Source organism: Neorhizobium lilium, assembly GCF_004053875.1.
GTDB lineage: Bacteria > Pseudomonadota > Alphaproteobacteria > Rhizobiales > Rhizobiaceae > Neorhizobium > Neorhizobium lilii.
Genome location: NZ_SBIP01000001.1, coordinates 1096226 through 1107998, shown reverse-complemented (window position 1 = coordinate 1107998; position 11773 = coordinate 1096226). Strand labels below are relative to the sequence as shown.

Genomic DNA, 11773 nt, shown 5'->3' with positions numbered 1-11773 from the left:
TGCATGTCGCGGGAAGGGGTGCTCGGTCGTTCCTTCCCGGCGGCATGCCTGGGTGGGAAATACGGCTGCGCCCGTTGCGGGACGCAGCCAGCGGTTCTGTTACTCGTCGAGTTTCAGATAGTCGGCGAACCGGGCGCCGTCGTTGACCGTGATCGTCTTGATCATGTTCTCGCCAAGCTTGTACTTGTCGAAAATCCTGGCGTAGCTGCCGTCGTCTATCATTTTCTGCAGCGTCGCCACGATTGCGTCGCGCAGGTGCGTGTCCTTCTTGCCAACCATGATGCCCTGGTAACCGGCGGCATATTTCACGCCCTCAACCAGGGCGAGTTTCTTGTCGCTTGCCGGCTGATTGGCGAAGCTGAAGGCTGCAACCCCGGTCGTGTCCATGGACAGGTCGACGCGACCGCTGCGCAGCGCGATCTTGATCTGGTCGTTGGACGGAAACTGCATGACCTCGAGCGGCTTGTCGGCCGGGCAAAGGGTCTTTTGCTTGTCGAGCAACTCAAGCGGGATGGAGCCCTGAACGGCACCGGCGCGCAGGCCGCAGGCATCCTTAAGTTTGGCGATGTTGTGCGGGTTTCCTTCGAGCACGACGATGCTCGTGCCTTCGAGCGTATAGTCGATGATGTCGACGATCTTCTGCCGTTCGACGAAATCGCCCATGGCGGACATGCCGATGTCGAAGCGGCCGGCCTGAATGCCGGGAATGATGCTGGCGAACTGCGACGGCAATACCGTGAACTTGATACCGAGGCGCGCCGACATCTCGGCGATCAGATCCTGTTCGAGGCCGATGATGGTGGTGTTGTCATTGGCGTAATAATCATAGGGTGGCGCCTGCGGTTCGGTGCCGACCTTGACCTCACCCGATGTCTTGATGTCGTCGGGCAGCATGTCGTGAAGCGATTTGTCCAGTTCCGCGGCCATGCCTGACGACGCTCCCACGGCGATCATGGCAGCAGCGGCAAGAGACATTTGCAGGAGTTTCTTTCTCATATTGTTTATTCCCCTTTTGTTGTGCACGTGGAAGACGTGCGGCTTTTGGAAGAATGCGGCCGGCCGGGTCCGGTCAGTGCATGCGCCTGAGAAAAGCTTTGGTCCGCTCGTGTTTAGGCGTGTCGATCACCTCCCGGGCCGGACCTTCCTCGACGACAACGCCCTGATCCATGAAGATCACACGGTCCGCGACTTCGCGTGCGAAGGCGAGTTCGTGCGTGACGACGAGCATGGTCATGCCTTCGGAGGCGAGTTTACGCATCACTGCCAGCACCTCGCCGACCAATTCGGGGTCGAGCGCGGATGTCGGCTCGTCGAACAGCATCAGCTTGGGGCGCATCGCCAGCGCCCGAGCGATGGCGACCCGCTGCTGCTGCCCACCTGAAAGCTGCAAGGGATAGGCGCCCTCGCGTCCTTCGAGTTCCACCAGCCGCAAGAGATCGCGCGCTCGTGCGACCGCGGTTTCTCGCGTCTCGCCGCGGATCAGCATCGGCGCCTGGGTTATGTTGGTCAGGACATCCTGGTGGGCAAAGAGATTGAAGCGCTGGAAGACCATGCCGATATCGCGGCGCTGGCTGGCCAGCTCCCTGCTGTTCATCTCGTGAAGCCTGCCGTTGCGCTCGTGATAGCCGATCAGCTTCCCTTCAACGGCGATCCGCCCGGCCGACATGCGCTCAAGATGATTGACGCAGCGCAGGAAGGTCGATTTGCCGCTGCCGGAGGGACCTAGAAGGCAGACGACCTCTCCCCTGTGGATAGTCAGGTTGATGCCTTTCAGGACCTCCAGCAGACCGAAAGATTTCCTGACGCCGATGGCCTCGACCATGGGGTTTTCCGAGTGTGTCGATGTGTGCTGCATCAGCCTTTGCTCCCTTCGGCCCGCAACAGCCGCTGCACCGTCCGCCAGATCACTGGCGCTTCGTTGGTGGCGCGGCCGAGGCGACGTTCGATCAGATATTGAAGAATGGAGGCAACCGTGGTCATCACCAGGTACCAAATACTGGCGACGATCAGCAGTTCGATGATGAGGAAGTTCTTCGCGTAGATGTTCTGGGCCCGTGTGAGAAGGTCCTGTGCGGCCACGACGGAGACGAGAGAGGTGGTCTTCAGCATCGAGATTGTCTGGTTCCCGATCGGCGGAATAATAACCCGCAGCGCCTGGGGGAATATGATGCGCAGCATCGTCTGCGAGGGCGTGTAGCCGAGCGCGACCGCCGCTTCCCTTTGCCCGTCATCGACGGCCAGCAGGCCGCCGCGCATGATTTCCGCCATATAGGCTGCTTCATCCAGGCTGAGCGCGAGTAGGGCGGCGACAAAGGCCGTGATGATCGCGTTGGTTTCCACATGCAGCGGACCGATGTCGATGCTCGGTATGAAGAGCTGGATATTGAACCAGAAGATGATCTGCACCAGGAGCGGTGTGCCGCGGAAGAACCAGACATAGAGGCAGGCAAATCCGTTGATGACGGGGTTCGAAGAGAGCCGCATCATCGCCAGCACGGCCCCGGCAATGACGCTGATCACCATCGAAAGCACGGTGAACAGGATGGTCAGCTTGATGCCTTCCAGAATTGTTCCATCGAAAAGATAGAGCGGAATCGAGGACCAGGCGACATTGGGGCTACTGAGCACCATAGTGCCGAGAAACCCGACGGCGGCGGTCAGTATCACGGCGACAAGCCATTGCCCCCAGTGCCTCGCCGGAACGATTTTCATCTCCTGCGCCATGTCTGCCTCTCCTTGCATCGCGAATGCCGGCATCATATCGCTCTCCGTTGACGCTCTTTTTGCGGTTTGCCGTCCGCATGCGGCTGCGGCAGACGGCCGATCGCTTCCCCGCGCGCAATTCTTCCGGCAAGAACGATGGCGCCGGTGACGGGCGGTTCGCGCAAAAGGACGATGCCCCAGCCGGGTGCCATGGAAGAAAGAGTGGTGCTGAAGGCGCGCATCAGCCGGGGCTGCCGGGTTATGACACCGCCGCCCGCCACTACGATGTTGCCCTGCGCACCGCGCTCAATGAGGCGCAGCACCGTTTCCGCCAGAGCCCGGCCACTCTCGTCGATGACGGTTTGCGCGATGGCGGAGCCCGCATCGGCGGCATCGAAGACCAGCGGGGAAAACCGGCCGATCCTGGCCGCGCTTCCTTCTTCGACGAGGCTATGGCTGATTTCGGCGGGGTTGGAGATGCCGATGGCGGCCAGCAGGGACTGGCCGAGCCTGTCCAGCGCCTCACCACGATCCAGGGATCCACGAATGGCACGCGCGGCGTCGCGGACGATGCCGCTAGCGCTGCCCTCGTCGCCGAGAAACCAGCCCCACCCTCCTGATGTCATCATCGCACCGGCTTTGTCGCGCGAGACGGCGATGGAGCCGGTGCCAGAGATGACGCAGATACCGTCTTGCCTTCCGGCGGCCGGCAGCAGCAGTTCGGAATCGTTGAGCACAAGGATGACGGAGGGAAGAATCGCCGCCAGGCGTTGCTGCAGCGCCATGCACTCCGCGTCGCTGTCGCAGCCATGCGAGCCGACGACCAGGATTGCCGGAGCCGCACCCGCCGTCTGGCGGAGAATTTCAGCGACGAGAGCCGCTGCGTCCGCGTCCGCATCGATACGGGCGCGCCACGCGCTGGTGGCAAGCGTGACGTCGAAGCGCACGATGCCGTCCGCAACGCCCAGAAGGTGCGTCTTCGTTCCGCCGACATCCACACCGATATGCAGTTCCATGCTGGTCATTCCATTTCGTAAATATTATTAGGAAACTTAACTAACCAATATGACGTTGACAACTGCTTATTTCGCCAATCCCGAAAAAACCTCCGATGAGGCCGGGGCACACAAACCTGCTCGTCGCAAGGCTTACGGCGGCGCGCCAGATCGAGCCACGCGGGGCTTTCGGGCGGCCGCATTTTGCCGGAATGCGATGTCAGGAAATAGAGTCTTCCCTTTCGGTGCCGGTCCCCAGTTCTATCCAGCGACGGTCGTCGGATGATTGGCGAACCGCGTCGAGCACGACCTGATTTTCGATGGCGCTTTGAAACGCTACTCCCTCGGGCAAGGGCCGGCCGGCGGCCAGATGCGCGACGACATCGGGCAGGAGCGCCATGACGCCACGGCTCCAGATCGAGCTTGCCGCGTCGTGCCTATGCACGTCAGCAAGGGGTGCGGTGATGTCGGCGAAATCCTGCCCGTCCTGTGAAAGCCTCAATCGTTCGTGCTCATCGAGGATCAGGGTCCCGGCCGAGCCGAAGATCTGGACATGGTTGCCGAGCTCATTGTGCGAGACGGAAAACAGAGAGATAGAGGCGGTTGCGCCGTTGTGGAGATCGAGAGCAATCTCGCAGAAATCGTCGGCGGTCGCGGTCCATGCCTGTCCGCTGTTACGATCGCGGCGATCCCTGACGACCGTGTGAAGGCGCCCGGAAACGGCCGTCACTTCGCTGCCCCACCAGCGCAGCAGGTCGATCTGGTGCGGCGCATTCGCCAGAAGGCGGCCGCCGCCCTTGTCGGAGAACGACCACCAATCGTCGGAAGAACGGCCGGCGGGATCGCTCCAGCCGGAGGTCACATTCTGGATCCGAATGTGACGCAGCGTGCCGATGGCCCCGGAAAGGATCAGCTGCCGGATTTTCAGCCGGTTCGGATCGTATCGGAGCTCGTGGTTTATCAGCAGCTGGCGGCTGGCGCTGCGTGCATGATCCGACATGGTGCGCGCCTGAACTGCATCCATGGCAGCTGGCGTGTCGCACAGAACATGGGCGCCGGCCGCCAGCGCAGCGTTCACGATCGAAAAGTGTGTGGACACAGGTGTTGAGACGCAGACGAGATCCAGATCGTGCGCCTCCAGCATCGTCCGCCAGTCGCCATAGGCATGGGGGATACCGAACTCCGCCGCCGTCAATTGTGCGTTTTCCAAGCGAGCGCTCGCCACTGCCACTACGTCAGCGTTCTTCACCGTTCGCAGAGCTGGCAGATGGGCTTTGCGCGCAAATCCTGTTCCAATAACACCGATTTTCATGTCCACTGCCTTTGTCATCTTGATTGGGGGTGCCGAGCCGCAGAGGCTGACTTCTCCGCTTTAGTTTGGAAAGCTACTAAACTAATTATAGGAGATTTGAAACATGATAGAACGCGTGGAACGGTCAATTGTGGTGTTACTGCTCTTTTGTCCGGGCGTTCGATAAGGCGGGGCGGAATAGCAATTGAATTAAAACTCACGATAAATGTTGGTTTCCACGCGGAACTGAGCCGGTTTTGGAGTTAACCTCTCGGGCTGACCACGGGACACGGAAAACTGATACGCACGATGGGCCTCGATCGGAGAGGGCCTTCTTTCAGCAGCTGCCGCAGGCTATGAAGGACGCCCCGGCCTCTTCCCGGTGAAGAGGCTAAGTATGGGCAGCACTTCTTTGTGCCCAACGCGCTTTCGATTACATAGAATTTTTAGCAAATAGAACTCTAGTTAATGATTGTGTAATTATCTTATCTTATATTCATTATATGAAATCGATGATGTTCGCGGCAACTATAACAGATGGGATGATCTGAACTTAAGTTCCAGAAATAAAAGACGTTCCTTGAACGAGAACAAGAATCTATTTGAATTTCTTCAAAGAAAGCCGTCATATCAGTGATTATTCCGTTTCGGCGGTTTGATGCAGATCTGTCTACGTCTCGACTGCGTCTGAAAATGCATGTTGCGCGAACGACATCCTCATAGCCGCAGAGCATCGCGCGATCGCATGAAATATGTCACCGAACGATTGGAAACGCGCATCCACGACTGGCGGCACGTTAGATCGTCGTCTCACGCATCATCGGCAAAGTTGAATTCGCCTTTTCATTGCCTCCGGCAGAATGATTTTGCTTCCGGCCGTTGTGTCAATTGCAGCAGCGTCGTTCTGCTCGGAGCTCGTCATGAAACGTCCGAAAATCAAAAATGCTCTTGCCGGAGCGTTCATGCTGATGGGCATTATGTTTTCAGGCTTTGCGGCCTATTCGGTGATATGCCTACAGAAAACAAATAGTTATGTGGGGGATCTGGCAACGGCCTGGATGCCCAGCACCGGGAGCGCGCAAACGATTGCTGTCAACGTCTGGCAGCTTCGAGTCGCATATCGCGACCATATATTGGCAACTGATGATGCCGGACGGTCCAAAGCCGAAACACGCATCAGCGATGTAAACAATGCACTTCAGAGCACCATTGCCGCCTATGAGAGCTTGGATACGACGAACCAGGATGCCAAAATTACCGACGGAATCCGCGCGGACTTGCAGGCATACGCCGCGTCTGGAGCCCGGTTGCTTGATTTTTCACGTCAAGGGCAAGATGAAAAGGCGATCACAGCGCTTATACTGAGACATCACCAATCGGAGACAGAATTTCTGCAGCGGCAGCGCAACTTGTCGAGACAAACAAGAAGGGAGCGGAAGAGGCTTTCGCGGGAAGCCAGCAGGTCTATAACACATCGCTGGTGCTGACATTCGTCACGATCGGAACCTGCCTGGCAGCTATCGCCTGCTCCATCTGGTTCGCGCTTTCGGGTATCGATCTCGCCAACAAGCTGGGCATGCCTAGCACCAAGCCGAACGAACGTAGCGCCATCGTCGTGGCGGAGGTTCATGGCATGGCTATGGGGCTGGTCGTCGATCGTGTCTCGGACATCCTGACGATCTCCGAAAGCTTGCTTCAGCCGGTCCCGGAAATCAGCATCTCATCAGGCATGCGCTATGCCGAAGGCATCATCGCCCAACCAGATGGAATGATCTGCTTCCTCAACCTCGAACACATGTTCGAGAAGGTGGCGGCAATGCAGATGGTCGCGGCATAGTCATGGCGTGCATCCCAAGGATATGCTGGGGATCATCCGGTGAACCGTACGAGCTAGAACGCAAGAAGACATGTTTCCAATCAAGAGTGCATGAGGCGCGGCAGACACATGCCGCCCTTTGCAGGACCACCGAAGCGCACTACTTATGAGTGATACAGGACATTATCACATATAGATCGGCCTACAATGCTCACGGCTGTGAGGGCATGGATTCCGTCGCAAAAGTCCTCATTCTCAGACGGCGCAAAACCCGGACGCAAAATTCAAACTTTAATCGGACAGACCGTGTGGAAAGTCTGCTTGCCACAATTATTGATCCCAGCCGACGATTGCGAGCTCGATCCATAATTTGATCCACCGATCGATCTTCGTTTCGTATATTTCGCGTGTAATCTGCTTTACCTTTAGCGCTTCGCGATTTTGATCAAGAGGCCAGACGCCCGAAACGCAAAAGCATCTCGCGGCTTGACGTCTATTTTCCGGTACTCACGAGAGTGTTGTCTTCCTGTCTGAGACAGAAGAACGAGAGCGCCGCGCCCAGAAACAGCAGCACCACAGCGACGATCAGTGAGAGATGCATGCCATGCATGAAAGCGAGCATCGGTGCACGGCTTTTTGCCTCGATCAGGATGAAGCCGATTGCGGAAACGGCGGTCACAAGAAGAACGACGAGAACCTGTGGATGTGTCCAGCCCAGATGCGCCGCGTCTGGCAGCGCTGTTGCCAGCGATGCCAGCGCAATGATGGCCACTGCCTGTCCAGGCAGATCAAGCGGGCGGTTTTCGTTTTTCGGACTTGATGTGGAATAGCGCAGAATCAGTACTAAGCCGACCAGTCCGGATTGGTTGTGCCGTCGCCCAGGCGCGCCCCGCAGTATCACACCAATCGACGCCCTAGTTTGGATCAAGCAGGTAATCTCAACAGATCGTCGAACCTCGGCCGAATTATCTGTTCGAGCAGCTACTCCGACCATTCCGAAGAGAAAACGACAAAAGCTCGTTTCAACACATCGTTCTCCGCTTGTAGTTTTTCTATTTTCTTTCTCAGGATTTCGAGTTCCGCCTCGACATGTTCTGGAGGCTGATCACTATGAGTATGCAGTTTTCTCTTTTTTTCCGAAGCACCGACACGAGCTTTATCGAACTGTTTGACCCATAGCCGAAGTGACTGTTCACCGACGGCGAGCTCATCAGCAATTACCCGGAAAATCGTCCGGTCACGGGGATTTCGGATGCGCCGCTCATCTACCAGTGCCACCGCTCGTTCGCGCAGCTCGTCCGAATACCGCTTGTTCAACGAAATACGAATCCCCGACATGGGCCTTGTGGCAAGTACTGATCGTTCCGGCTGAACCGCGCTTGGCGAGGCTTGAAGTTCCGCCGGTTTTCTAGTTAGAGTTCTAACTCTGAAACGTCGGCGGGTAAAGTGTCCCAGCATAGCAGGAAAGAGCGCCAATCGTGAAGCGGACATCTCCCCTGGTCCCGGTCGAGTGGCTGGTGCCCCGGCTCGATGGACCGGACGTGGTTATCCTCGATGCCAGCGTCTACCTTGATCCGGCGCCCTCCGGTGCAGCGCGCGGCGAGTTCCGCTCGGGTGTCGACCAGTTTCGGGGCGCGGGTCATATCCCAGGAGCCCGGTTCGCAGACCTCTTTACGGAATTTTCCGACCCGACGTCTCCCTTCCCGTTCATGCGGCCCGATCCTGACCAGTTCGAAAGTGCGGCGGGCAGGCTCGGGATCGAGCCCGGCAGTCATGTGGTCGTGTACGACGGCCTGGCGGGACAATGGGCTGCGCGTTTGTGGTGGGTGTTCCGCACACTGGGTCATTCCAATGTGAGCGTGCTGGATGGCGGGCTGAAACGATACAAGGCGCTTGGCGGCGAATTGGAGATGGATCTCGTGGTTTACGAAAAGACTACTTACCGTATCGCCAACGCGCAAAAACCCCGTGCCGAGAAGGCCGAAGTGGTGGCGATCTCATCCGGACAAATCGACGGGCAGCTCATTTGCCTCCTGCAACCGGACGATTTTTCCGGGAAAATCTCGGTGAGAGCGCGTGCCGGACATATTCCCGCAAGCGTGAACCTACCGTTCACGAAGCTTATCGACACGCATGAGAACACGATGCTTCCGCGCGAACGGCTTGAAGATGTGTTTCGCTCGGTGACACCGCTTCGGGGTGAGCGGATTGTCACCTACTGTGGGGGAGGTGTCGCCTCCACATACGGCGCGCTGGCACTGGACGTGATCGGTTACGAAAACACTGTAGAGTACGACGGTTCGCTGAACGAATGGTTGGCCGACCCGAACCTTCAGATGGAAACGGGTCTCGGCTCAGTGGACATAACAAATTCAAAATAAAATTTTAGTTCGAGACAGTTCTTTATGTTCCGTCTTCGCCCCCGACCTCCGCATCCAGGACAAAATCTCAGTATCGGCAAAGAGATAGTTAGATTTTCTTAGAACTCTATAAAATCCATGAATTTTGATTTTTACAATTCTAATTAAAATATACATCATCCCGGCAACCGAGTTTCTGGATAGGGATGTCAAATGCTGTTCACTTTGCGGTCAACCGTTACTGCCACCATTGCTTCGTTTGTCGTAGCCTTCTCGGCGCATATCGCTGACGCGGATGACAAGTTCGTAACTCTGAAGATCTCCGCAGTTTCGGCTTCAGTGATGCCTCAGGATTTCAGGGCGGGAATCGCCGAGGGAATTTTTGAGAAACATGGAATAAAACTCGAGATCAGTGAACTGGCAACCGGCACCAACAACATCACAGCTGCTGTGAACGGATCCGCAGATATCGCTTACGCCGATATTTTCGCAGGCCTGTCGTCGATCAAAAACGGCTTCGACATCGGTTTCGTTGCGCCTCACAACGGATTGAGCCCCTACCAGTTCATCTTGGTAAAGCCGGACAGCCCGATCAGGACGGTCAAGGATCTCGAAGGAAAGAACATTGCACTTGGCGCGCCGCCACAGTTCAAGGTGATTGCTTCCTCGCTTGTCAAGGCGCAGGGCGGGGATCCTGCCTTGGTAAAATTCACGATCGTGCCGGACCAGACCACGTTCGGAGCGGTGCTACAGAGCGATCAGGCCGATGCAGTCTTCACATCCTCGGCGGTCAATGCCTACAAATGGATCGCCCAATTCGGCTTCCGCAGCGTAGGCGAGACCAGTACACGCGACTTGAAGATCGCCGACCAATCTCCGATCGCCGGATGGTGGGCGACCACCGCCTGGTATGAAAAAAATGAGGACTCGGCCAAGCGTTTCACGGCGGCATTGCGCGAGACGGTTGCATGGTATGCAAGCCTGCCCAAGGAAAAGCAGTCCGAATACATCAAGACGCAGACCAAGATCGATCTGCCCGAGCTGGAAAAGGAAACGCCCGGCGTCTTCGATGCTGCCACCGAGTATTTCGGGTTCGGTAAGCCGGTGGACCTCGACAATCTCCGCCAATGGGTCGCGGTCGGCACGCAATACGCCAAAGTCCCTGGCGACGTCGATCTGAACAAGCACATCTTCGCGACGGCGAAGAACTGATCGCAATACCCGGAGATTTGTCATGACTAAGAAGCGCCTGTTGAAGCTCGCCTATTCCGCATGGCCGACCGCCAGGCACGCAAGTGCCTGGCGTCTGCCCGAGGCCTTCAATAACGGGACCGTCGATCCCGTCTATCTCGCCGACACGGCCCGTGCGGTAGAGAGAGGGCTTTTCGACTATTATTTCATGGGCAATGCCATTTCGAGTACCCCGGACGCGCAGGGGTTCTGGCACAACGACGTCTTTAAACTGGAAGGGTTCACGGTCGCGTCCTATGTCGCGGCCATTACCCGGAACGTCGGTCTCGTCGTCACGGTCAACAGTTCCTATCAGGACCCATTCGACACAGCGCGCGCCATCGTTTCTCTCGACCATCTGAGCAACGGGAGGGCAGGGCTGAACATCGTCACGGGGCTTGAGGGTGTGGATGCCCCTGCACAGAATTATGGCCAAGTGAAACATATCACCGGAGACGAAAAATACAGGAAGGCGCGCGAATTCATTTCGGTCATCAACGGTCTGAGCGATAGCTGGGAAGACGGATATTTCCTTGATGACCGCGCCGCCGGTCGGTTCATCGATACGTCGAAAGCACACGCGATCGATTTCAAGGGCGACCATTTTTCCGTTCGGGGTCCTCTCAACCTTCCTCGTCCGCCGCAGGGCCAAATCCCCATCATCCACGCAGGCGGCTCCGAGGCATCCTTCCAGTATGGCGGCGAGTTCGCCGATATCCGGTTTAGTCCGTTTGTCTCGACAGAGTGGAACATCGAATACTACAGGAAGGTGAAAAGCTATCTTGAGCCGTTCGGACGCGATCCTGATTCATTCTTCATTATCCCGGGGATCACGTTCTTTGTCGCAGGCACCGACGTGGAAGCACATCGGAAGTTTCGTGAAGTCCAGGACCTCGTGGTCTCGCAATACGCACCCGCCCAGGTCTCCGCACTCGTTGGCAGAGACGTTTCAGGCATCGACGGGCACGAAAAGATCGTCGATGTGCTCGATACTTCGGATTTCGAGAAGCACCAGTGGCTTCGAACGGCGCTGGCGGCTTTCGGCGACGAACAGGTCACGTTCCGTGATCTCTTCCGTTACATCGCCAATAAGGGGCACCTCAACCAGCCGCCGGTCGTCGGCAGCGGGAAGACGGTGGCGAACTGGATTGCCGAGAATTTCGAGGCACGCGCGCTCGACGGTGTGAAGCTCTTTCCGCCTTACGCCCGAACCCCGCTCGATGCGTTCGTCGACCTTGTCGTTCCGGAACTTCAGCGACTTGGGATCTACAAGACGTCATACGAGGCCTCGACGCTTCGCGGCCATCTCGGCATCGAACGTCCGGCCAACAGATTTACCGAAGGCGCCAGCCGCCTTGCGGCCGAGTGAGGAACAAGC

Annotated in this window: 11 protein-coding genes and 1 pseudogene; 5 read left to right on the top strand and 7 right to left on the bottom strand. The window is 57.3% G+C overall.

Annotation, left to right across the window (positions count from 1 at the left end; translation table 11 throughout):
• Window positions 1-99 precede the first annotated feature (99 nt).
• The 5 genes from EPK99_RS05150 to EPK99_RS05130 all read right to left on the bottom strand — a co-directional run bounded on the left by EPK99_RS05150 (window position 100) and on the right by EPK99_RS05130 (window position 5010).
• A complete protein-coding gene (locus EPK99_RS05150) occupies window positions 100-996 on the bottom strand; it encodes an ABC transporter substrate-binding protein (RefSeq protein WP_245455678.1) in 897 nt (298 codons plus the stop codon).
• A 73-nt stretch (window positions 997-1069) separates the two neighbouring features.
• Window positions 1070-1855, bottom strand: coding sequence for an amino acid ABC transporter ATP-binding protein (locus EPK99_RS05145; protein ID WP_281033442.1), 786 nt, complete (start codon window positions 1853-1855; stop codon window positions 1070-1072).
• A complete protein-coding gene (locus EPK99_RS05140; RefSeq protein WP_245455676.1) occupies window positions 1855-2724 on the bottom strand; it encodes an amino acid ABC transporter permease in 870 nt (289 codons plus the stop codon). Before EPK99_RS05140 ends, EPK99_RS05145 begins: the two co-directional genes overlap by 1 nt.
• Before the next feature lie 32 nt (window positions 2725-2756).
• Window positions 2757-3719 (bottom strand): N-acetylglucosamine kinase, encoded by a 963-nt coding sequence (locus tag EPK99_RS05135; RefSeq protein WP_245455674.1) that lies wholly within the window; start codon window positions 3717-3719, stop codon window positions 2757-2759.
• 199 nt (window positions 3720-3918) lie between these two features.
• Window positions 3919-5010, bottom strand: a complete 1092-nt coding sequence (locus EPK99_RS05130) for a Gfo/Idh/MocA family protein (protein WP_164901701.1) — start codon at window positions 5008-5010, stop codon at window positions 3919-3921.
• Between the two features lie 899 nt (window positions 5011-5909).
• Between EPK99_RS05130 and EPK99_RS05125 the strand changes: the two genes are divergently transcribed.
• Entirely contained in the window at window positions 5910-6476 is a 567-nt protein-coding gene (locus tag EPK99_RS05125; RefSeq protein WP_164901700.1) for an MCP four helix bundle domain-containing protein, read from the top strand.
• 65 nt (window positions 6477-6541) lie between these two features.
• Window positions 6542-6826: pseudogene (locus EPK99_RS05120) on the top strand (chemotaxis protein CheW); the annotation flags it as partial.
• Window positions 6827-7298: 472 nt separating this feature from the next.
• Here EPK99_RS05120 and EPK99_RS05115 read toward each other — a convergent pair.
• Together EPK99_RS05115 and EPK99_RS05110 are read right to left on the bottom strand one after the other, a co-directional pair.
• On the bottom strand, window positions 7299-7577 hold the full coding sequence (locus tag EPK99_RS05115) for a hypothetical protein (protein WP_128441691.1): 279 nt from the start codon (window positions 7575-7577) through the stop codon (window positions 7299-7301).
• 209 nt (window positions 7578-7786) lie between these two features.
• Window positions 7787-8296: a hypothetical protein gene (locus tag EPK99_RS05110; RefSeq protein WP_164901699.1), complete on the bottom strand. Its 510-nt coding sequence runs from the start codon at window positions 8294-8296 to the stop codon at window positions 7787-7789.
• On the opposite strand from EPK99_RS05110, the gene EPK99_RS05105 reads away from it, so the two are divergent.
• The 3 genes from EPK99_RS05105 to EPK99_RS05095 all read left to right on the top strand — a co-directional run bounded on the left by EPK99_RS05105 (window position 8284) and on the right by EPK99_RS05095 (window position 11764).
• Window positions 8284-9186 carry a sulfurtransferase gene (locus EPK99_RS05105; protein WP_128441687.1) on the top strand — a complete coding sequence of 301 codons (903 nt, stop codon included), beginning with the start codon at window positions 8284-8286 and terminating at the stop codon, window positions 9184-9186. The two genes, EPK99_RS05110 and EPK99_RS05105, sit on opposite strands and share 13 nt — an antisense overlap.
• A gap of 192 nt (window positions 9187-9378) precedes the next feature.
• A complete protein-coding gene (locus tag EPK99_RS05100; protein WP_128441685.1) occupies window positions 9379-10377 on the top strand; it encodes an ABC transporter substrate-binding protein in 999 nt (332 codons plus the stop codon).
• Between the two features lie 22 nt (window positions 10378-10399).
• The gene (locus tag EPK99_RS05095) at window positions 10400-11764 is read left to right on the top strand and encodes an NtaA/DmoA family FMN-dependent monooxygenase (RefSeq protein WP_128441683.1); all 1365 of its coding nucleotides are present in this window, start codon (window positions 10400-10402) and stop codon (window positions 11762-11764) included.
• Window positions 11765-11773: the final 9 nt, after the last annotated feature.